The sequence below is a fragment of the Streptomyces sp. NPDC097619 genome (assembly GCF_040302735.1).
Taxonomy (GTDB): Bacteria; Actinomycetota; Actinomycetes; order Streptomycetales; family Streptomycetaceae; genus Streptomyces.
Window position 1 is genome coordinate 105,788 of the sequence record NZ_JBEOSD010000001.1, and the last position, 19,749, is coordinate 125,536.

Here is a 19,749-nt window from a genome sequence, read left to right on the forward strand (position 1 = left end):
CGTCAGCGCCGGAACCGGTAGCCGAAGCCGCGCACGGTCTCGATGTGGTCCGCGCCGATCTTCTTGCGCAGTCGCTGCACGGTCAGGTCCACGACTCGGCTGTCGCCGTCCCAGCCGTAGTCCCAGACCTTCCGCAGCAGGTTCTGCCGGTCCAGGGCGATTCCGGGTTCCGCGACGAACTCCAGGAGCAGCCGCAGCTCGGTCGGGGTGAGCGCGACCGGCTCGCCGCCGCTGCGGACCTCCAGCCCGAGGGTGTCCACGGTCAGATCCCGGAAGACGAGCGTCCTCCCGCTCCCGTCCGCGCCGCCCGTTCCGCCGCCACCCGTTCCGCCGCCGCCCGCGCCGCCCCGGCCGTCCGTCCCGGAAGACCCGGGCCGCGCGGTGAACACGGCCCGCCGCAGGAGGGTACGGATCCTGGCGACGAGCACGTTGGTCTCCACCGGCTTGACCACGTAGTCGTCCGCGCCGGCCTCCAATCCGGCGACCACGTCCAGCGCGTCACCGCGCGCCGACATCATCAACACCGGCACCTGACTGCTTTCACGGACTCGGTGGCACAGCCCGATGCCGTCCAGGTGGGGCAGCATCACGTCCAGGATCAACAGGTCGTACGGCCGCCCTGCCGTGCCGGTGCCCGAGTCCGGGCCGGGCTGCGGGGGCTGCCCGGCCGCCCGGAACGCCTCCAGTCCCGAGAGCCCGTCCGGGGCGGACTCCACCTCGTACCCGTACCTCTCCAGGGCCATCCCCACCGAACGTCGGATCGCCTCGTCGTCCTCCACGAGGAGGATGCGGACGGGGGCGGGTGCTGTATCAGTCATCTGCTTCGCCTGGATTCGGGGACTACGGGGTGTGGGACCTGCGGGGTACGGGTGGGTACGGGTGAGGACGGGGCCGCGGTGCCGTACGGAACCGACCGTACCGGGCGGCCCGATCACAGCCGCAGGGACGCGGCCACCGGCAGGTGGTCGCTGCCGGTGCGCGGCAGGGTCCAGGCGGAGGCGGGCTCGACGCCCCGGACGAGGACCTGGTCGATCCGGACCAGGGGGAAGGCCGCGGGCCAGGTGAAGCCGAAGCCGTCACCGGCCTCGTCCTGCGCCGAGCGGAACCGGTCGGTCAGCGGGGCGAGGGCGGAGTCGCCGGTGGCCCCGTTGAAGTCGCCGAGGAGGAGGACACGGGGCAGGGGTTCGGCCCGTACGGCCTCGGCGAGCCTGGCGGCGGACTCGTTGCGGCGCTCCACGAGGAATCCTGCGCCGGGGCTGACCCGTACGGAAGCCAAGTGGGCCACGTAGACGGCGAGTTCGCCCTGCGGGGTGTCCGCGGTGGCGCGCAGGGCCCGGGTCCACGGCATGATCTCCACCGGCCTGACCTCCCGCAGCGGGTACTTGCTCCAGATCCCGACCGTGCCCTCCACCGCGTGGTACGGGTACGAGCCCGCGAGCGCCCGCTCGTACACGGGAGCCGTACGGGGGCCGAGCTCCTCCAGCGCGAGGACGTGGGCACCGGAGGCGGCGAGGGCGCGGGCCGTGCCGGTGGGGTCGGGATTGGCGTCGTGGACGTTGTGGCTGACCACGGTGAGGTCGCCTCCGCCGCCCGTCCGATCGCCGAGGACCGTGCCCCCGAACAGCGAACACCACACGAGGGTGGGGACCAGGGCCGCCACCGCCGCGACCGGTGCCCGCCGCACCGCCGCGAGCAGCAGCACCGCCGGAACCCCGAGCCCCAGCCACGGCACCACGGTCTGCAGGAGGCTCCCGAGGTGTCCGAACCCGTTCGGGACGAGATCGGGCACGAGCATCAACAGGGCGAGCAGGAAGGCCACGACCGCGAGGATCCACCCGCGGCGGCCACGGAACCGCCAGGCGCGACGGAGAGGACCCGTGGAGGGCTCGCCCGAGGCGATCTCCCGCGTCGGATGCGCAGGAGGCGTCGGAGATGCCGGTGGTGCGGGAGGCGGCGTCGGGAGCGCGGGCGCCGTCATGAACGGCCTCCGATCAGGTGCGCCGTCGGCCGCACGGCACCGGGAAGGGCACGAGGGGCAAGGGCGCGAGGGGCAAGGGCAGAGGCGGTGCGCGGGGCGAGGGGAGCGGGCCCCAAGGCGGAACCGGAACCAGAACCGGAACCAGAACCAGAACCGGAGCGGGAGGGGGAAGTCGGGGCCAGTGCCGTGGGAAGTTCGCGCTGCAGGGCGTCGATGAGCGCCCCCGTGCGCCGGAAGACCGCTTCGAGGCCCTCCATGGGCGTCGTGCGGGCCCGTTGACCGAGCACCACCCCGATCACCAAACGCTTGGCGGCTCCCGCGCCGTTACCACCACCCTCGCCGCCTCCGCCGCCGTCCGCACCACTGCCCTGTGCACTACTGCCACCCGACTCACCCGATCCATCGGTCCTGCCGGCCCCACCCGCCTCATCGGTCTCGGCGGCCCACATCAGGTTGCCGCCCGCCGGGGTGCTGGAGCCGGTCTTCAGTCCGAGCACCCCCGGTTTGTCGAGCAGCCGGTTCGTGTTGACCACGGGCCCCGGTACGCCCGGTACCTCCGTGCTGCGCAGCCCGGCCACCTTCCGCAGCACCGGCTCCTTGAGGGCCGCGCGGGCCAGCTTGACCTGGTCCTCGGCCGTGCTGACGGTGTCGGTCTCGATGCCGCTGGCGCCCGTGTACCGGGTCCGGGTCATGCCGAGTTCCTCGGCGGCCCGGTTCATCTTGCGGGTGAACGCCTCCTCACTGCCGGCGTCCCAACGGGCCAACAGCCGGGCGATGTTGTTGCCCGAGGGCAGCAGGAGCAGTTCCAGCAGCTGCCGCTGGGTGAGCCGCTGGCCCTCACGCACGGGTGCGGTGGACTCGGAACGCGACAGCGCCTCGTTCGCGGCGGCCGCGTCCACGGTGATCTCCGGGCCCGGCCGGCCGTCGGGGAGCGGGTGCGAGGCGAGGACCACGTAGGCGGTCATCACCTTCGCCACGCTGGCGATCGGCACCGGCCGGTTCCCGCCCCGGCTGCCGAGACTGCCGATGCCCTCCACCTCGATGCTGGTCTGGCCCTCGTCGGGCCAGGGCAGGTGGAGCCGCTCCGCGAGCTCGGACCGCGCGGCGGCGGACAGCCCGCCCCCGGTCCCGCTCTCTGCGCCGCCGCTCCCGTCCCCGTTCCGGCTCCCCGCGAGGGCGGCCCAACCGCCGACCCCGGTGACCAGCAGCCCGACGGCCACGACGGCCGCGAACCCGGCCCGCCCCCGGACCCAGGCCGGGTACGAGCCCAGCCCCGCCACCCCGCGCCCGACCGCCCCGCCCTGCGGCGAGAGCCCGCCCCACCCCGCGCTGCCGCCCTGGGACGTTCCCCTTCGCGGCGCTTCTCCCCGCGAAACCTCTCGCGGCGACGCTTCCCCCTTCCGCGAGGACTCTCCCCGCGGCGTTCCTTCCTCGTTCCGCCCGTTCACCGACGCCACCTCCCGCAGCAGACCGACGTACGCGGGGTTCCGCGTACGTCGTCCACCCTCGGCGGGGCTCGCATCCGGCCGTTCATGGCCGTGCATCCCCCGCCGCGCGGATTCGTGTCGACCACGTATCAGCGGTGCGCGCGGAGGGCGGGTACGAGCAGGTCAGCCGGGGATGACGATGATGTCGGGCCGCGGCACACCACCGCCCCCGACGCCGTCGAGGCCCCCGGCACCCTCCCCGTCCCCCTCGTCCGGTGCCTCGGCCCCGAGGTCCTTGAGGACGCTCCGCGCCTCCTGCCGGATCTCCTCCCACAGGGGGTCGGTGTCGAGGGCTTCGGCCGTCCACACGTCGTCGTCACCGTCCTCCGCGAGGCGGAAGAAGAGGGCGTCGATCCGCGCGAGTCCTTCGAGGACCACGGGGTCGATCAGGTCGGCCTCGGCCAGTTGCGGGGCCATGATGGCGGCGTCGTCGAAGTTGAGGGCGATCTCGTCGTAGTGCACCCCGTACCGTGCCACCCACTCGGCCTGCGGGGCTGCGTGCGTGGCCAGCAGGCCCACCGCCGCGACGAGCTGACGGCGCAGTCCGGGCCCGTTCTCTATGTCCATGACGGGATCATGCCGGCCCGACCACCCACCGTGCCCGCCCACCTCCCCACCCCCCACCGAACCTCCGCACCCGCCCGCTCCGCCCGTCCCGCCGCTCGAACCGCCTCCGCCGCTCGCACCACTCCGGCCGCTCCCCTACTCCTCCGGTCGCTCCCTCGGGACCGGCCGCAGAGTGGGCCAGCGGGGGAGCATGCGGCCGCGCAGGGCCGTGCAGAGGAGTCCCAGCTCGCCGAGTGCCTCGTGTCCGACCGTCATCCGACCGACGACACCGAGCCGGTGGAGGAGTCGCTCCCGGGCGCTCGCGGTGCCCCAGGTCCAGTCCCGCCGCGGGATCCGGGCCAGGTGGTCCGTCCCGTCCCGGTGGGCCCGCTGGACCAACGCGTCCCCGCGCACGAGCCATCCCGCACACGCGTCGACGAGCGCGCCCTCGGCCGGGCCGGAGGGGGCTTCGGAGCCCGAGGAGCCCGAGGAGCCCGCGGAGCCTTCGGAGCCGGAGGAGCCTCCCGGGGCGGAAGCGCCGAAGGGGACTCCGGCGCCGGTCAGGGTGCGCCACTCCTCGCGGTAGGCGCGCTCCGCCCGCTCCAGCAGGGCCTCCGGCGCCGAAGTGACGCACCAGCAGGTCGGAAAGCCGATGCGCAGGTACGCGAGCTCCATGAGGCCGCTGCCCAGGCATGCCTGCTCGAAGTCGACGAAGCGGATCCCGGCACTGGTGTGCAGGTCGTTCCCGGGGCAGGGGTCCCCGTGGAGCAGCGCGTGCCCGGGAGCCCGGCCCAGCCGCTCCACCAGGCCCTCCAGTTCGCCCCTCACCCCAGGCGGGACGGGCACCCCCAGAGCCTCGGCCAACCCGAGGAAGGAGGCGATGTCGGCGGCGGTGGGCCCCCGCCACCGCGGCAGCGTTCCGGCGTCCTCCGGGCCGGCGGCGGAGTGCAGGCGGGCCAGGGCCGTCGCGTAGTCGACGATCCAGTCGCCCGCCGGGCGCCGGTGCTCCAGGTACTCCAGCAGCAGGACCCGCTCACCCGGATCCACGGCCAGCAGCCCGGGCACGACGGGACTCGCGGCGCGCGAGCCGATCCGCAGAGCGGCCACCTCCCGGGCGTACCGCTCGTCGGCGTCGGTCCCGCCGACCAGTTGCTTCACCACGACCGTGGGCCGCTCCCCCGGCAACTCGACGCGCCACACCCGCGAGCGGGGACTGCTCTCCAGCAGCCTCGACCGCCCGGGCGCCCCCCACTCGGCCCGCAACGCCTCCCCGAACGGCACCCGCAACCCGCTCACTCCACTCCCCCGCTCATCCTGGCCCCACTCTTCCCTCGCCGACGATGACCCCAGCCCCAGCCTCAGTCCCAGCCCCAACCTCAGTCCCAGCCCCAGCCCCAGCCCCAGCCCCAACCCCTCACCGCAGGTCGAGTCGCATCAGGACCCGGGGGTGACCCGCCAGCACGGAGGTCGTATCGGCGGCATGGACGAACCCGGCCCGTTCGAAGTTCTTGCGGATGCCCGCGTAGGCCATCGTCAGGTCGACCTTGGCGTCCCCGCTGTCCAACGGGTACGCCTCGACCACCGGGGCTCCTTGAGAGCGGGCGAACTCCACCGCGCCCGTGATCAGCGGGTGCGTGATGCCCTGCCCTCGGTGGCCGGGCCGGACCCGCACGCACCACAGCGCCCATACCGGCAGGTCGTCCAGCAAGGGGATCTTCCGGCTGCGGGCGAAGGAGGTCTCCGTGCGCGGGGCCACCGCCGCCCAGCCGACCGGCTCGTCCCCCTCGTACGCCAGGACTCCCGGCGGCGGATCGCCCTTGCACAGTTCGGCCACGAACTCGCCGCGCTCGGGACCGCGGAGTTCGTTGTTGAGCTTGGACGGGATCCGGTAGCTGAGGCACCAGCAGACGTTCGCCGTCGGCGACTTGGGCCCGATCACGGCGCGCACGTCCTCGAAGACGGTCGCGGGGCGCACTTCGATGGTCACGTGCCCACCCTGCCACGATCTCCGCCACCCCGACCTCCTCCCGGCCCTCGGCCGCCCCTCCGTCACCGGATCTCCCCAACCGGACATCCGCAGGACAGCGCCCGGGCACCGAGGCGGACTCCCGGCCCTGCGCCCCGCCACCACGGCCACGCGTAGGGACCGGAACCGCAGGTCACGCGGAGGGGACGAGGCCGCGGGAGAGCCGGAGAGGGCCGAGGCCGAGGGACCGCCGGAGGCCAAACCACCCCCGCAACCGAATTCCTCGCACGCCCTCCCCGCACCCATCGCTTCCGGCCATCCTGGCCTCCGCTCCGCCCCCGGAACCGGGCCCCGACCGAGAACGATCAGTGGCCGTTCCGGCCCCGACAGCCCGACGAGGAAGGCCAGTTCCGGCTGCTCCGGGTTCCCGACGGGTGTCTACTCGCTGCTTCCGGTTCTCCTCCCACCCACCGCTCCGCCCCGTCCCCGCAGCCTGCGGGCGGGTCTCCTCGCCATGCCCGGCACCACTCCTGCCCGGAGCCGCGAGGACCCACCGACGGACGGCCCGGAGGACGGGCGGCGGACCGGACCCACCCCACCGCCTCGCCGCCCCGGCGGAGAAGCACGGACACCACCCGAACCCCGAGTGGAAGGAACACCCGTGTCACAGCAGCGAGCCGAACAGTCCCCACCCCCGACAGACCCCACCGACCCCACCGCGCCAGGCTCCACACCCGCAGCCACACCCGCAGCCAGCTCCACCTCCGCCTCCGCCTCCGCCTCCACGGGGGCACCCATCCCGGCCCCCGGCGCCCCACCCCACCCCTCGGCCCCCGCACCCGATCCGAGCGCCATCCCCACTCCAGCCGAACTGCCGCCTCCGCCACCCGAGTTCACGTACACCTGGGGTCAGCACAGCACCGCGATGGAGCAGCTGTCGCTGCTGCGGATGGCGCGGCGGGTGCCCGCCGCCCTGGCGCACACCGCCCGCCTGGCCTGGGCCGTCAACCGCGCCGCCTTCCTGGTCCTCGTCACCGCACAGGTGCTCGGCGGGGTGTGCACGGCCGGCGCGCTGGCAGCCGTGGCCCGCGCGATGGGCCCGCTGCTCGCCACGGGCACCGTGGAACAGCGCGTCTCCTCGGCCGCCTGGCCCCTCGCCCTCGCGGCGACCATGACGGCGGTGGGGACGGTGGCCTCGATCGTCGCGGGCAGCGCGGCGCGCCGGCTGAACCCGGGCATGTCCACGATCGCCGACCTGGCCATGGTCGACGCCCACATGGACGTGGAGCTGGCCGCCTACGACGCACCGGACTTCACGGAGCGCTCGGAGGCGGCGGAGATCGGTTCGGCGCGCTCGGGCATGCTGCTCCAGGACGCCCTCGGCTTCACGAGCGGGCTGATCGACATGGTGGCGGTGGCGTCCGTGCTGTCGGTGGTGCACCCGGTCCTCCTGCCGCTGCTCCTGCTGTCCGTACTGCCGCGCGGCATCGGTTCGGTGCTGGCGGCCCGCCTCGACTACCGCCTCCACAACGCCACCATGGCCTCTCGGAACATCCGCCACATGATGCGCTGGCACCTCACCACCCCCAAGCTCGCGGACGAGCTGCGCGGCAACGGCATGCGGCCGTACGCGCACCACTGGTACGCCGCCGTGTGCGCGCGGATCGACGCCCGGATGGTCGGCTCCGCGCCCCGCTACCTGACCGTGTACCTGACGGCCGCCGTCATCTCGGGCCTCCTGACCGTCACGACCTGGCTGGCCCTCGCGGGGCTGGTCATGGGCGGGTACATGGCCCTCGGGGCAGCGGGTACGGCCATCATCGCCATGCGCACCTCGACGGCGGCCCTCTCCCAACTGGTCGTGTACGGGGCGGCCATGTTCCAGCACGCGCTGTACCTCGGCGACTACACGGCCTTCGTCGCCGAGGCCGCCGAACGCTCCGGCCCCCGCGGCCCCCAGCGGCTCGACGCACCCGCCGAGATCCGCTTCGAGGGAGCGACGTACACCTACCCGGGCAAGGACACCCCGGCGCTCGGCCCGGTGGACCTGACCCTGCGCCGCGGCGAGGTCATCGCCTTGATCGGCGAGAACGGGGCGGGCAAGTCCACCCTCATCCGCCTGCTCACCTCCCTCACCGCCCCGACCTCCGGCACGGTCTCCTGGGACGGCGTCCCGACGGCCGAGTCCGATCAGCGTTCGGCCTGGGAGCACGTCGGGCTGGTCACGCAGTCCTACGGGCACTGGCCGTTCTCCGCCCGCGAGAACATCACCCTCGGCCGCCCCGATCCGCGCGGTGAGGAAGCCGTGTGGGAGGCCTTGGGCGCCGTCGGCATGAAGGAGACCGTCGAAGGCTTCCCGAACGGCCTCGACACCCTCCTGGCCCGCTCCCTTTGGGGCGGCCACGAGCCCTCCGGCGGCCAGTGGCAACGCCTCGCCTGCGGCCGCGCCTTCCACCGGAAGCCGGGCCTCCTGGTGATGGACGAGCCCACCTCCGCGATGGATCCGCGCGGCGAGCACATGGTCTTCTCCGGGCTCCGCGACACCAAGGACGACCGCATCACCATGATCGTCACCCATCGCATGGAGAACTGCCGCCTGGCCGACCGCATCATCGTCCTGGACCGGGGCCGCATCAAGGAACAGGGCTCGTACGAGGACCTGGCCCACCGCCCCGACGGCACCTTCGCCGAACTCCTCCGCCTCTCCGCCGACCGCTGACCACCGACTGCCGGCCGTGGGGTCCGCCCCTCTCGGGAGCGGCCCCACCGGCACCCCGCGGCGCCCCTCCCGAGGGGTGCCGCGGGCTCCCGACCGTTGCCATCCCGCCCCACCTGGGAGAGAGTCCGTGATCATGACACCATCGCCCACGTCACCCGGCTCTCCCAGCCCCGCCGACCCCGCCCCCGCACCCGTCGCACCCACCTCGCCCGCGTACTTCTGCTACCACCGCGACCGCCCCGGCTCCCTCCCGCTGCGCCGCGCCCTGCTGGAGGAGCACTGGTCGTACATGGACCAGTACGAGAAGGAACTGATCGCCCGCGGCCCGACCTTCGCCGCCGACGGGACACCCAGCGGCAGCGTGCACATCGCCTCGCTCCCGGACGCAGCAGCGGCCCGCGCCTTCGCCTTCGAGGAGCCGGGCCAGCAGGCGGGCGTCTACCGGGACGTCCTCCTGCACCGCTGGCGCGACCTGCTGGGCCGCACCATGTGGGAGTTCCCCGGCGGCCTCACCGGCGAGGACCGCTACCTGGTGCTCGGCCTCGCCCCCGCCGTGGGCCCCTCCGCGATCCCCGACGGCCCGCCGCCCGCCCTGCGGGAGGACCTGCTCGCCTACGGGCCCCTGCTCTCGGACGACGCGACGGCCTGGCTCGGCACGGTCGCCCTGGTCAGAGCCCCCGACGCGGCCGCGGCAGGACGCGTCCTGCCCGTGGAACGCTACGCCGCCGTCGAGATCCACCCCTGGGAATGCGGCGGCCGCCGCTGAGCCCCCTTGTGGTCGCGTGCGGTCGCCGCGCGGGGGTCAGGGCCGCCGCTCGGCGCTCTGGCCCCGAACACCCGCCCGACCGACCGCCCTCCCCCGCCCGATCCCACCCCCACCCACACCCCCGATGCCGGCTCCCCCGACGCCGGCTCCCCTCCCCTCCCCTCCCCTCAAATCCGTTGTGGACCGACCGTGCCACCCCCTACCGTCGGACCCGATGGACATCCACTTCCGCAAGCTGCCGGACCAGCGGCACGAGATACTGGTACGGGCCCGCAAGGGCCCCGAGGTCCGGCTGACCGCGCAGCCCACCGGCCCCACGATGCCGCACGACCTGGTGCACGCGGTCGTCGAGACGGCTCTCGGAATCGAGGACGGCTTCTGGGGCGCGACGGCCCGCGGAGCCACCTTCCAGGGCTTCGAACCGATCGAAACGGGTCGCCACCGCCGCTCCGGGCTCAAGGTGCTGCGCCGCGGCGGAGACGCCGTCCTCGCCGCCGAACTGTCCGTGAACTGGGCCTACCGCGCCTGGTGCGGACTCCCCACCGAAGGCCGTGGCGTCGGCCGGTCGCCCCTCACGGAGGAGGCCCTGGCCCGCACCACCGCACCCCTGGACGCGGCAGCCGCCCGCTGGACCGCCCTCCCGCCCGGCGGAACCCTCCTCTGGCGCTGGGGCACCGACCACTGATCCCTCCCCCTGCCCACTCCCAGTCCCTCCCCCTGCCCCCGGAGGACCGGCCGCCGACCGCGCCCGCCGTGCCATCCTGAGGAACATGGACATCGAGGACCTCAAACGGCTGCGCCGCGCCCGCGACGCCATGGACCGCGACTACGCCCAGCCCCTGGACGTGACGGCCCTGGCCGGGCTCGCCCTGATGTCCGCCGGGCACTTCTCCCGCAGCTTCCGCGCCGCCTACGGGGAGACCCCGTACAGCTACCTCATGACCCGCCGGGTCGAACGGGCCAAGGCCCTGCTCCGCCGCGGCGACCTCAGCGTCACGGAGGTCTGCTTCGAGGTCGGCTGTACGTCCCTGGGCTCCTTCAGCTCCCGCTTCACCGAGCTGGTCGGCGAGACGCCCAGCGCCTATCGGGCCCGGTCCCACGAAGCGGGTGCCGCCGTACCCGCCTGCGTGGCGAAGGTCCACACCCGCCCCAGCAAGAACACCGCCGTCACCCCCGCCACCGAGCTCGGCTAGCACCGAAGGCCGGACAGCCACCCCTCCTCCTCCTCCGCCTCGCTCCCCCCACCGATCGATCAGGATCGGAGAAGCGGAATCCGCCCGGGGCTCCTAGCGTCGTACACATGGACATCAACCTCTCCCAGTGCTTCATCGCCGTCGACGACCACGACAAGGCGCTCACCTTCTACCGCGACGCCCTCGGGCTGGAGGTGCGCAACGACGTCGGCTACGCGGGAATGCGGTGGGTCACCCTCGGCTCCCCCACCCAGCCCGACGTGGAGATCGTGCTCGAACCCCCGGTCGCCGACCCCCACGCCGACCCCGCCGACCGCCAGGCCGCGGCGGACCTCCTCGCCAAGGGCATGCTCCGCGGGGTGATCTTCCGGACCGACGACGTGGACGCCACCTTCGAGACGATCCGCGCGGCGGGCGGCGAAGTGCTCCAGGAGCCGGTGGACCAGCCCTACGGGGTCCGCGACTGCGCCTTCCGCGACCCCTCCGGCAACCAGATCCGCTTCTCCCGCCCCCGCACCCCCTGACCGACCCCACTCCCCCACCCGTGGGCCCACACACCCGTGGACCCGCCGACCCGTCCCCCCGAGCCCGGCAATTCCGTGGTCCCCGCCGCGTCGTTGGCGCAGGATGGACCCATGCGACGCCTGGTACTCCTCGACGCTCCGTCCAACCTGGGTCTGCGCCCGCCCGCTCCCGGCACCGTGCCCGGGGTGTACAAGCTGGCGGGCGCCCTGCGCGAGCAGGGGATCCTGCAACGCCTCGGGGCACGCGAGGGCGGAGTGGTCGTACCGCCCCGCTACGACCGCGGGGACTGGCGGGAGGGCGACGGCGTCTTCCACGCCGCTCCCCTCGCCGCCTACACCCGCACCCTCGCCGACCGCATCGAAGGGCACCTCAGGGACGGCGAGTTCCCGGTGGTCCTCGGCGGGGACTGCTCGATCCAGCTCGGCGCCTCCCTCGCGATGCGCCGGATCGGCCGCTACGGCCTCGCCGCGATCGACGGCTCCGCCGACTTCCGACACCCGGGGAACGAGCGGGTCAACGGGCCCGTCGGGGCCGCGGGCGGCGAGGAACTGGCCCTCGCCACCGGCCGCGGGCAGTCCGACCTCACCGACCTGGAGGGCCTCGGCCCCTACCTGCGCGAAGAGGACGTACGCCTCTTCGGCCTGCGGGACGGGGACGAGGACCTGCCCGAGCTGCGCACCGCGGGCATCTTCACCGCCACGGTGGGCGAGATCCGGAGCCGGGGGGCGGAGGCCCTGGCCCGTACCGCGCTCCACGACCCGCACCCGCACGCCACCGCCGGCTTCTGGGTGCACTTGGACGCGGACGTGCTCGACCCGAGCGTGATGCCCGCCGTCGACAGCCCCGACCCGGGCGGGCTGCTGCCCGACGAACTCGCCGAACTGCTGCGGGTCCTGCTCGGCTCACCCCGATGCGTGGGCCTCAACGTCACCATCTACGACCCCGACCTCGACCCGCGGGGCACCGCGGGCGCCCTCCTCGCCGATCTGGTCGTCAACGCCCTGACGGCTTGAGGAAGGAACCCAACGCCCGCCTGCGGAAGGCCCTCAACCGCACGAAGACGGAACGGTCCTCGGCACCGAAACCCCCGGCGCCGAGCCCGACCCCTCCGATGTCGTCACCCGACCCCGGGCCACCACCCGCACCACCGTCCCGAACACCCTCACCCGCTCCCCCGGCTCCGGCACCGGCTCCCGCTCCCCCTCCCGTGACCGCGTCGGCCGTCCACGCGTCCGGGCTGCTGTAGTGGTTGCGGTGGCCGGCCGCGAGAACGGTCCGCAGGACGGCCAGGTGTTCCGTGTCCGGGCGCAGGTCCAGCCCTTCCAGGAGGACCAGCGCGGGCTCCGGCTCCAGGTCCCCGTAGATGTCGTGGTAGCTGTGCAGCAGCGCGGCGAAGACAGCCGGATGCAGCGCGGGGACCTCCGCGGCGGCCCGGTAGGCGCGCTCCTTCACGGACCAGCGCACGGGGCCCGAGTTCTCCAACACCCGCTCCGCCCGGCGCAGCAGCGCCACCGGGGCGTCCGCGCACAGCAGCTCGGCGTCGTTGCCCAACACCTCGATGAAGGCACCGGCCGAGGTCGTCGGATCCTCGAACCAGTCCACCCACAGCGAGTAGGTGACGGCCTGACAGGCCTCCGGCGCCTCCAGCCGTCCCCGGTACGCCTCCCAGAACTCGGCGATGGGCACGCCGAACTCGGGGTCCCGCAGGGCGAATCCGATCGGAACGGTCACCCCGTAGGCGTCGAGGAGGTCCAGCAGGCCGAAGGCGAGCCGCAGCGACCCGGCGTCGTCGAGGCGCTCGTCGGCGAACACCTGGTCGGCCCAGGCGACGGCCACCTCGCTGGAGGTCAGTCGTCCGGGCGGAGAACCGCCGTCGGTCCACTCGTCCTCACCGACCTGCGTGACCCCCTCCTGCGCGAGCCACTGCCGGGCATCTTCCATGGCCTGCAAGTCCATTCCCGCAGCCTATGCCCCAGGCCGCACCCGCGCCTGCCCACCCCCTAATCAATGATGTGCCGGAGGTACGCCTCGGGGCGTTCCAGATAGCGCCGCCAGTGGTCGACGAGGGCGAGATCCTCCCACTTCGTGGGCCGGATGCCGTGCTCCCCCACCTCCAGAACGGCCGCGCCGGGCAGGGCCGCCAGGATCGGGGAGTGCGTGGCGCACACCACCTGGGCGCCCGTGGCGGCGAGTTGATCGAGCAGGCCGACCAGCCGGAGCGTGGAGGTGAAGGACAACGCGGCTTCCGGCTCGTCCAGCACGTACAGGCCGGGCTCCTGGAACATGGACTCGAAGACGGTGAGGAAGCCCTCGCCGTGACTCATCAGGTCGGTGCGCTCGCTCCAGTAGCCGTACGCGCCCTGCTTCTCCTCCATCATCTGCATGGCGCTCTCGGCCCGGAGGAAGAATCCGCGGCGCTTCTCCCGGGGCCCGGTGGCCATGCGCTGCCCGCGCGGGGTGTAGCCGAGCCGCAGGTACTCCCCCAGCACGCTGCGCTCCCGGTGGGAGGCGTAGCGGGATCCGGCCCGTCCGCCGTACGAGTCCACCCCGAAGGCTTCCGCCAGCGCCTCCGCGAGCGTGGACTTCCCGGAGCCGTTCTCGCCCACGAGAAAGGTGACCGGAGCACCGAGACCGATACCGGCTCCGAACAGCTCCTCGACACAGGGCACGGTCCACGGCCACCGAGAGAGCTGCTCCGGGCTGAGCATCTCCCGGTGGACGCGCATTCTCTCGACGATCACGGACGCTTCCTCCTCGGGTGCGGGACGGGGACCTTCGTCACCCTAAGCAACCCCACTGACATTCCGCCCTCCGGCGACATACCCCTGCGATTGACCTGACTCGTCAGTAGTTTCGGTCAAAACAAAAGAAGGCGGCAAATCGCCTGAAAAGCGACCGACAGAATGGGGTCTCAGAGCCCCTTTCGGAGGGGCCCCGGTGGGATTGGGTCACCCGGGGCACGATAGGCCGCTAGGCGGCCCTACAGCCGTTTTCGCCCCTCTCCAGCGGCTTCCGAGCACCCCATGACGCCCGAAACGCACCTGCCGACGCCCGAACCCCTCCCCCACCCCACGCAGAAGGGTCCGCTCCCCGATGAGGAACGGACCCTTGGTCGCCCGGGTTTCAAAACCCGGTTTTGAACTCCGTGCCGTCTACAACTGTTCCAGGAGGAGTTCCGCGAGCCGCTGACGGTACGAGTCGTCCGTCAACTCGCGCAGTCCGCGCACCAGATCCTCCGGTCCGTCCGCCGCTTCCAATACGGCACCGAGCAGGGGCAGGGAGTTGACCCCCGCCTCCTGGACCGCCGCGACGGGAGCCACCGGCGCCACCTGTTCCGGTACGACCACCGGTACGACTGCCGCTTCGGGCACGGGAGTCGCCTCGGGAACGGCTGCCGGAGCGGGAACCGATGCCGACGCAGGAGGCGTGACGGGAGACACCGCCGGAGCGGCCGGAGTCACGGTCGCCTCCCCCGCCGGAGCGGGGACAGCGGCCTGCGGCGCGGCCACCGGAGCCGACTCGACCACAGGGGCCGACTCGACCACCGGCGCGGGAGCCACGGCCGGAGCAGCCACCGGAGCGGGAGCGGCCACCGGAGCCGCCGCCACCGGAACAGCCGGAGCGGCCACCGGAGCCACCGGGGCCGGCTTCGGCTTGGGAAGCTGGGCCTGTCGCAACTGCTCCGCGAACTGAGCCAGTTGCTCCTCGTGGTCCGCCGTCCGGGCCGCCAGCTCCCGGGCCGCCTTCAGCTTGAACGTACCGGCGTCCACCCGGCGTTGGAGCTCAGGAGCCAGACGGAGCAGGGACAACCGGTGGGACACGTACATCTGCGACTTGCCGATGCGCTGCGCCACCTTCTCCTGGGACCCGTACTTCTCCACCAGCACCTGGAGGAAGGCGGCTTCCTTGCAGGGCTCGATGTCCTTGCGGTGGATGTTCTCGATGATGACGGCCTCGTCGAGGAGGCCCTTGCCGTCACCGAGATGGTCCTGGACCTTGATGTCGATCCGGGTCCAGCCGAGCTGTCGGGCCGCGGCGTGCCGCCGGTTGCCGTTGACGACCACCCAGTCCGCCGTACCGATGGTCTTGGCGTGGTGCGGCTTGAGCCGGAGGAACACCTCGCGGGAGACCACGGCCACGGGCTGGAGCTGACCGACCTCCTTCAGGGTGGTCATCAGCTCGTCGAACCCGGGGTCGTCGGGGCTGTACTCCCCCTCCCCCCGCGGGTTGTCGGGGTTGCCGACGAGGGTGTGCATCAGCGCCGAGTGCGGCGGGAGCTTCTTCTCGGGCTCCGCCCCGCCGGCCGTCGCAGCGGCAGCCTTCTCACCGATCAGACTGGCGAAGTTGGTGCGTTTGCTCATCGGCGCTTGGCTCCCGCTCCGATCTCGAGGGCCAGCTTGTAGAAGTCCTCACGGGCCTCCATGGCCACGCGGTTCTTCTTGTAGCGGGTGACGACCGTGCCCTCGACCGCGGCCCGTGCGTGCACCTTGTAGTGCCGGATCACGGTGTTGGCGAGGTTCCAGCCGCTGCCCTCGATGAAGGCGCGGGTGTCCTCCAGGTCGGCGATGCCGTCCCGGGGATCCCAGTTGTTGATGACCACCCAGTACGGCAGGCCGAGCGGCTTGACGACTTCCTCGATGGTGGTCTGGGTCGGGATGAAGCCGAGCGGTTCCGGCTCCACCGGGATGATCAGGTCGTCGGCGTTGGCCAGTACGGCGCGCATGGCGTCGGCCGCCGCGCTGTCGCCGAACGGGTCGCCCGCCTGCTGCACCTCGTCATCCGGCAGGTCCATCCAGCCGGGGGTGTCGATGAAGGCGTGCTTGACCTTGCGGGTCTTCTTGAGTTCGGGGAAGTAGGTCAGGTCCTTGCGCGACTTGGTCTGGATGAACGAGAAGGGAAGGTCGTTCCCCACCCGCTCGGACCACCAGGTGGCGGAGCCCTGGGGGTCGCTCGAGACGGCGACCACGTAGTCGGGCTCGCCCTGCGGCGCTTCGCCGAGGACCTCGGCCGCGACGGCGGCCACGTTCACGGTGAGGGTCGATTTGCCGACCCCACCCTTGCGGTTGATGACGGCAGTGATCCGTGCCATGGGTGTTTCTCCATCAGGTTCCGTGTGCTTCCCAGCCGTCCGGCCGGTACTGCGGACGGGGACAGCATTGCACGTCAACCCCCTCCTCAGGAATCTCACACCGCCGCAGAGCTCGGTACTTTCAAGGAAATCCCGGGCAGTTCGGGCAACAGAGGGGGAGTCAGATGCTCCGCTTTCAAAACCGGGTTTTGAAAACAGGCCCCCCAGCCACCCTCACACCCCGCCCGCGCGCCCCGCACCACGCCCTGTCAGAGCCCGTGGCTAGCCTGCACCCGTGACCGATCACCCTGAAGACCGCGCCTTCCCGGCCGCCCTGACCGCCATCGCCGCCGTCGAGTTCCCGTACGGCGAGGACGAGAGCAACATCGACTACGAACCCCACGACGCCTTCCTCTCCGCAGAGGACACCACCGACTGGATCCGCTCCTGGACCGGGAACGACGAACTCGACGGGGACCGGTTCAGGGTCTTCGGCCAGGACGGCACCGGAGGCTACGCCGCCTTCTGGATGGTCCGCGAGGGCCGTCCCGTGGAGGAACAGCCCGTTGTCTTCCTCGGCTCCGAGGGCGCCACGGGACCGGTCGCCCCCGACCTCGCCTCCTTCCTCTGGCTCCTCGCGGGCGGCCTCGGCCCGATGGAGGTCGTCGAGTACGGGGCTCACGAGAGCGAACCGAACCGCGAGCTGACCGCCCTCGCGGAACGCTTCGCGCCCCAGGCCCGCCGCTCGGCGATCGCCGTCCACGCAGCGGCGGTGACGGAGTTCCCCGACTTCGAGGACGTCATCCAGAAGCTCTGCCGCTGACCCCCGAGGGCTCGGATCTTCAAAACCCGGTTTTGAAACCGAGCCCTCGCGACCCTCCACGGACCCGCCGCCACCCCTGCCGGACCGCCCTCAAAGCCCCTCCTTCAAAACCGGGTTTTGAACCCGCACCCCGAAGACCCCTCAGCCGGCCGGCCCGACAGGCCCACGACGGCAGCCGAAAGGGGCGGGGGAGTGGCGGCACCCACCGTCAGAGCCGGCACACGGGGCACCCCGAGCGGGACGACCGCGCCCCGCCCGAGGCCACTGTCAGTGCCTCGTTCTACGGTCCGATCATGCGTCCCGCCACCATTGAAGAGTCCTGGACCCGCATCGAGAACTGGCTCTCCGAGCACGCTCCTCTCAGCCGTACTCGACTGCGCCCACCCGCTCGCCCCGAGGACATATCCGCCGCCGAGCAGACCCTCGGCCTCCGCTTCCACCCCGATCTCATCGCCTCCCTGCTCCGCCACGACGGAGTCGAGCAGGCCGACGGCACACCCGAGCTCTCCTACTTCGGTCCCCTCGCCCCACTCTCCGAGCTCGTCCAGACGACCCTCGCCACCCGAGGCACCGACCCCGAAGGCAGCCCCGAGAGCGATGGGGAAGACGAGGAAGAGAACGAAGAGGGGGACGAAGAGGAAGCGGCCTGGCATCCGCAGTGGGTGCTGATCACCCTCGGCATCGGCTGGCAGGCCACCGACGGCCTCTTCCTCTCCTGCCTCCCCGGCCCCCACCACGGCCAGATCGGGGAGTACGTCGACGAGGACTTCCCGGCCTTCACGGACTGGCCCTCCCTCGGCCACCTCCTGGCGGACTACGCGGAGGCCCTGGAACAGGGCCGTGCCTTCGAGCAACAGCTGCCCGTCACCGAGGACGGCGTCCTCCTCTGGAAGCCCGCCGACGCCGGGGGAGCGGGGGAGTAGGAGTCGACCTCCGAGCCCTCCTTCAAAACCCGGTTTTGAAATCGCCCCCCTGCGACACTCGCCCGAGCCTCGACCCAACGCGCCGGGGGCCCTCAGGAGCGCCCCCGTGGAGCGTGACCGCACGCCGCTCGGAGCCGTCGCCGGGCGCACCACAACCCCTCGCTTCAAAACCGGGTTTTGAAATCCACCCCCGCAGCGCCTCCCCGGAGGATGCCGATCCGGAAGCCTTGGCCTGATCTTGATCGTCGAAGGGGCAACTTCGCCCCGCCCCCAGCGGTCGAACCAAGCATGAAGTCCCCTGCGTTCCGACTGACCATCAGCGCCGTCCTGGCCGGCTTCACGGCCCTCGGCCCCCTGACACCCGCCACCCCGGCCACCGCCGCAGGCGTTGCCTTCGCATCCGCCGCCCCGGCGACGGCACGAAGGGCAGCCCCTCTCACGGTCCCCGGACTGCTCCTCGAACAGCCGGAGGGAACTCAGGAAGACTCCGACGGCAGCACTCCGAACCCCGGGGAAGGCTCGGAGCCCAACAGGACAGCCCTGTACCTCGGGGCCGCCACGGCCGTCGTGACGGCCCTCGGTACGGCCCACCTCGCCCTCACCCGGCGCCGCCGCACCCACGAAGCCGCGCCGCCCACCCCCTGAGCGCGGCCATTAGGCTGAGTCCGAGATGAGCACGGACCGAGCACGAGACGACGACACCGAGAGCATCTGCAGGGTCTGCGGATACGACGAAGAGGTCTTCTGGAAGGACGGCTGGCCCACCGAGGCCATCTGCCCCTGCTGCGGCAACGAGTCCGACATCGGCGACGCCAGCGTCATGGGCGTCCGCGGGTACCGCGGCTACTGGGTGGGCAACGGCGCCCCGTGGTGGGACCCCACGGAAGAGCGGGCGCAGAAGCAGCGCGGTTGGGACCTGCTCCGCCAGCTGGCCAAGATCCCGCCCGAGTGGCGCTGACCCCCACCCACCGCCCCCACCGCGCTTCGTACCCGCACGCGGAAAGGGGCGCCGCCCCGCGCCGATCGGTCTCGGCACGCGACAACGCCCCTCCAGGAGCCCTGCTTTCAAAACCCGGTTTTGAAACCGGGCCTTCCCACAGCCCAGTTCACCCTCGGACCGACTTCGCGTCGAGCCCGATTCGACCCCGGGTCGGCCGCGTGGTCCGCCCGCCGCTCAGCCTGTGCCGAGCTTCGCCTCCAGCTCGTCGAAGTCGGTCAGGAACCAGGTCTGGCGCCCCCGGTTGCACTCCCGGACGAAGTCCCGTAGGGCGGTGCTCTCCGCCACGTGCGCGGAGATGTCCCCGAGCACCACGAGCCCGACCCGGTAGTTCACGAACTTCTGGACGATGTCCCCCGCGATCCGGGTCCGGAGCCGGAAGAAGTCCTCGGCGAACCGGCCCGCGGGGATCACGGCCCAGGCGGCTCCGCCGTACATGGCGTTCCCCACGTAATCCATGGCATCGGATTCACCGCCGATGAGGGGGCCGTCCTCGGGCCAGATCATCACGGGTACGCCTTGGATCGTCTGCACGTCACTCATGCCTCCCGAGGCTAGCCCGCACTCCACCCACCGGTCGAAGGAATTCCGGCCGACGCCGCAACAGGGTCCCCGCCCTGCCCGCACCCAGCCGGTCGGCCGGCCACGGCCACCCCACCCGACGACGCCCTCACACGACGACGCCCCCGCATGGTGAGGGTCACCGTGCGGGGGCGTGCGCCGAGGTCCGGGAGTTCCAGGAGCCGATCCGGGAGCCG

At 72.4% G+C, this 19,749-nt stretch carries 21 protein-coding genes; 10 read left to right on the forward strand and 11 right to left on the reverse strand.

The annotated features are described in order from the left end of the window. Window positions 1-2: 2 nt before the first annotated feature. From ABTZ17_RS00430 to ABTZ17_RS00455, 6 genes are all read right to left on the reverse strand, one after another. Complete coding sequence (locus tag ABTZ17_RS00430; RefSeq protein WP_352193257.1) at window positions 3-818, reverse strand: response regulator transcription factor; 816 nt, start codon at window positions 816-818, stop codon at window positions 3-5. A 113-nt stretch (window positions 819-931) separates the two neighbouring features. Beyond that, complete coding sequence (locus ABTZ17_RS00435) at window positions 932-1,978, reverse strand: endonuclease/exonuclease/phosphatase family protein (protein ID WP_502994563.1); 1,047 nt, start codon at window positions 1,976-1,978, stop codon at window positions 932-934. Then, the gene (locus tag ABTZ17_RS00440; RefSeq protein ID WP_352193259.1) at window positions 1,975-3,258 is read right to left on the reverse strand and encodes a D-alanyl-D-alanine carboxypeptidase family protein; all 1,284 of its coding nucleotides are present in this window, start codon (window positions 3,256-3,258) and stop codon (window positions 1,975-1,977) included. Before ABTZ17_RS00440 ends, ABTZ17_RS00435 begins: the two co-directional genes overlap by 4 nt. A gap of 330 nt (window positions 3,259-3,588) precedes the next feature. Further along, window positions 3,589-4,032, reverse strand: coding sequence for a hypothetical protein (locus tag ABTZ17_RS00445; RefSeq protein WP_352193260.1), 444 nt, complete (start codon window positions 4,030-4,032; stop codon window positions 3,589-3,591). 135 nt (window positions 4,033-4,167) lie between these two features. Continuing rightward, window positions 4,168-5,307 carry a phosphotransferase gene (locus ABTZ17_RS00450; RefSeq protein ID WP_352193261.1) on the reverse strand — a complete coding sequence of 380 codons (1,140 nt, stop codon included), beginning with the start codon at window positions 5,305-5,307 and terminating at the stop codon, window positions 4,168-4,170. A 118-nt stretch (window positions 5,308-5,425) separates the two neighbouring features. Further along, complete coding sequence (locus ABTZ17_RS00455) at window positions 5,426-5,998, reverse strand: GNAT family N-acetyltransferase (protein WP_352193262.1); 573 nt, start codon at window positions 5,996-5,998, stop codon at window positions 5,426-5,428. A 640-nt stretch (window positions 5,999-6,638) separates the two neighbouring features. Here ABTZ17_RS00455 and ABTZ17_RS00460 point away from each other — a divergent pair. The 6 genes from ABTZ17_RS00460 to ABTZ17_RS00485 all read left to right on the forward strand — a co-directional run bounded on the left by ABTZ17_RS00460 (window position 6,639) and on the right by ABTZ17_RS00485 (window position 12,193). Further along, window positions 6,639-8,696, forward strand: coding sequence for an ATP-binding cassette domain-containing protein (locus tag ABTZ17_RS00460; protein ID WP_352193263.1), 2,058 nt, complete (start codon window positions 6,639-6,641; stop codon window positions 8,694-8,696). 133 nt (window positions 8,697-8,829) lie between these two features. Next, window positions 8,830-9,462: a YciI family protein gene (locus ABTZ17_RS00465; protein ID WP_352193264.1), complete on the forward strand. Its 633-nt coding sequence runs from the start codon at window positions 8,830-8,832 to the stop codon at window positions 9,460-9,462. Window positions 9,463-9,676: 214 nt separating this feature from the next. Then, a complete protein-coding gene (locus ABTZ17_RS00470) occupies window positions 9,677-10,147 on the forward strand; it encodes a hypothetical protein (RefSeq protein ID WP_352193265.1) in 471 nt (156 codons plus the stop codon). A gap of 85 nt (window positions 10,148-10,232) precedes the next feature. After that, a complete protein-coding gene (locus ABTZ17_RS00475; protein ID WP_352193266.1) occupies window positions 10,233-10,655 on the forward strand; it encodes a helix-turn-helix transcriptional regulator in 423 nt (140 codons plus the stop codon). A gap of 107 nt (window positions 10,656-10,762) precedes the next feature. Continuing rightward, window positions 10,763-11,179, forward strand: a complete 417-nt coding sequence (locus ABTZ17_RS00480) for a VOC family protein (protein WP_352193267.1) — start codon at window positions 10,763-10,765, stop codon at window positions 11,177-11,179. Between the two features lie 111 nt (window positions 11,180-11,290). Beyond that, window positions 11,291-12,193, forward strand: a complete 903-nt coding sequence (locus ABTZ17_RS00485; RefSeq protein WP_352193268.1) for an arginase family protein — start codon at window positions 11,291-11,293, stop codon at window positions 12,191-12,193. On the opposite strand, the gene ABTZ17_RS00490 is transcribed toward ABTZ17_RS00485, so the two are convergent. The 4 genes from ABTZ17_RS00490 to ABTZ17_RS00505 all read right to left on the reverse strand — a co-directional run bounded on the left by ABTZ17_RS00490 (window position 12,174) and on the right by ABTZ17_RS00505 (window position 16,269). Next, a complete protein-coding gene (locus tag ABTZ17_RS00490; RefSeq protein ID WP_352193269.1) occupies window positions 12,174-13,136 on the reverse strand; it encodes a hypothetical protein in 963 nt (320 codons plus the stop codon). The genes ABTZ17_RS00485 and ABTZ17_RS00490 overlap by 20 nt on opposite strands. Window positions 13,137-13,180: 44 nt before the next feature. Continuing rightward, window positions 13,181-13,921, reverse strand: coding sequence for an AAA family ATPase (locus tag ABTZ17_RS00495; protein ID WP_352193270.1), 741 nt, complete (start codon window positions 13,919-13,921; stop codon window positions 13,181-13,183). A 411-nt stretch (window positions 13,922-14,332) separates the two neighbouring features. Continuing rightward, window positions 14,333-15,541 (reverse strand): ParB/RepB/Spo0J family partition protein, encoded by a 1,209-nt coding sequence (locus tag ABTZ17_RS00500; RefSeq protein ID WP_352193271.1) that lies wholly within the window; start codon window positions 15,539-15,541, stop codon window positions 14,333-14,335. Continuing rightward, window positions 15,538-16,269, reverse strand: coding sequence for a nucleotide-binding protein (locus ABTZ17_RS00505; RefSeq protein ID WP_352193272.1), 732 nt, complete (start codon window positions 16,267-16,269; stop codon window positions 15,538-15,540). The genes ABTZ17_RS00500 and ABTZ17_RS00505 overlap by 4 nt, the downstream gene beginning before the upstream one ends. A 274-nt stretch (window positions 16,270-16,543) precedes the next feature. Here ABTZ17_RS00505 and ABTZ17_RS00510 point away from each other — a divergent pair, with 274 nt between their 5' ends. The 4 genes from ABTZ17_RS00510 to ABTZ17_RS00525 all read left to right on the forward strand — a co-directional run bounded on the left by ABTZ17_RS00510 (window position 16,544) and on the right by ABTZ17_RS00525 (window position 18,952). Next, window positions 16,544-17,071 carry an SMI1/KNR4 family protein gene (locus ABTZ17_RS00510; RefSeq protein ID WP_352193273.1) on the forward strand — a complete coding sequence of 176 codons (528 nt, stop codon included), beginning with the start codon at window positions 16,544-16,546 and terminating at the stop codon, window positions 17,069-17,071. A gap of 293 nt (window positions 17,072-17,364) precedes the next feature. Beyond that, window positions 17,365-17,994, forward strand: a complete 630-nt coding sequence (locus tag ABTZ17_RS00515; RefSeq protein WP_352193274.1) for an SMI1/KNR4 family protein — start codon at window positions 17,365-17,367, stop codon at window positions 17,992-17,994. Between the two features lie 288 nt (window positions 17,995-18,282). Next, a complete protein-coding gene (locus tag ABTZ17_RS00520) occupies window positions 18,283-18,639 on the forward strand; it encodes a hypothetical protein (RefSeq protein WP_352193275.1) in 357 nt (118 codons plus the stop codon). 25 nt (window positions 18,640-18,664) lie between these two features. Further along, window positions 18,665-18,952, forward strand: a complete 288-nt coding sequence (locus ABTZ17_RS00525; protein WP_352193276.1) for a hypothetical protein — start codon at window positions 18,665-18,667, stop codon at window positions 18,950-18,952. A gap of 216 nt (window positions 18,953-19,168) precedes the next feature. On the opposite strand, the gene ABTZ17_RS00530 is transcribed toward ABTZ17_RS00525, so the two are convergent. Next, the gene (locus ABTZ17_RS00530) at window positions 19,169-19,534 is read right to left on the reverse strand and encodes a DUF4180 domain-containing protein (RefSeq protein ID WP_352193277.1); all 366 of its coding nucleotides are present in this window, start codon (window positions 19,532-19,534) and stop codon (window positions 19,169-19,171) included. Between the last annotated feature and the right edge of the window lie 215 nt (window positions 19,535-19,749).

Bases quoted from the DNA above. Each gene is read 5' to 3' on its own strand.
- ABTZ17_RS00470 (WP_352193265.1), top strand. From the start codon at position 9,677: ATGGACATCCACTTCCGCAAGCTGCCGGACCAGCGGCACGAGATACTG.
- ABTZ17_RS00500 (WP_352193271.1), bottom strand. From the start codon at position 15,541: ATGAGCAAACGCACCAACTTCGCCAGTCTGATCGGTGAGAAGGCTGCC.
- ABTZ17_RS00515 (WP_352193274.1), top strand. From the start codon at position 17,365: ATGCGTCCCGCCACCATTGAAGAGTCCTGGACCCGCATCGAGAACTGG.
- ABTZ17_RS00465 (WP_352193264.1), top strand. From the start codon at position 8,830: ATGACACCATCGCCCACGTCACCCGGCTCTCCCAGCCCCGCCGACCCC.
- ABTZ17_RS00475 (WP_352193266.1), top strand. From the start codon at position 10,233: ATGGACATCGAGGACCTCAAACGGCTGCGCCGCGCCCGCGACGCCATG.
- ABTZ17_RS00430 (WP_352193257.1), bottom strand. From the start codon at position 818: ATGACTGATACAGCACCCGCCCCCGTCCGCATCCTCCTCGTGGAGGAC.
- ABTZ17_RS00480 (WP_352193267.1), top strand. From the start codon at position 10,763: ATGGACATCAACCTCTCCCAGTGCTTCATCGCCGTCGACGACCACGAC.
- ABTZ17_RS00520 (WP_352193275.1), top strand. From the start codon at position 18,283: ATGAAGTCCCCTGCGTTCCGACTGACCATCAGCGCCGTCCTGGCCGGC.
- ABTZ17_RS00485 (WP_352193268.1), top strand. From the start codon at position 11,291: ATGCGACGCCTGGTACTCCTCGACGCTCCGTCCAACCTGGGTCTGCGC.
- ABTZ17_RS00525 (WP_352193276.1), top strand. From the start codon at position 18,665: ATGAGCACGGACCGAGCACGAGACGACGACACCGAGAGCATCTGCAGG.
- ABTZ17_RS00445 (WP_352193260.1), bottom strand. From the start codon at position 4,032: ATGGACATAGAGAACGGGCCCGGACTGCGCCGTCAGCTCGTCGCGGCG.
- ABTZ17_RS00530 (WP_352193277.1), bottom strand. From the start codon at position 19,534: ATGAGTGACGTGCAGACGATCCAAGGCGTACCCGTGATGATCTGGCCC.
- ABTZ17_RS00435 (WP_502994563.1), bottom strand. From the start codon at position 1,978: ATGACGGCGCCCGCGCTCCCGACGCCGCCTCCCGCACCACCGGCATCT.
- ABTZ17_RS00490 (WP_352193269.1), bottom strand. From the start codon at position 13,136: ATGGACTTGCAGGCCATGGAAGATGCCCGGCAGTGGCTCGCGCAGGAG.
- ABTZ17_RS00505 (WP_352193272.1), bottom strand. From the start codon at position 16,269: ATGGCACGGATCACTGCCGTCATCAACCGCAAGGGTGGGGTCGGCAAA.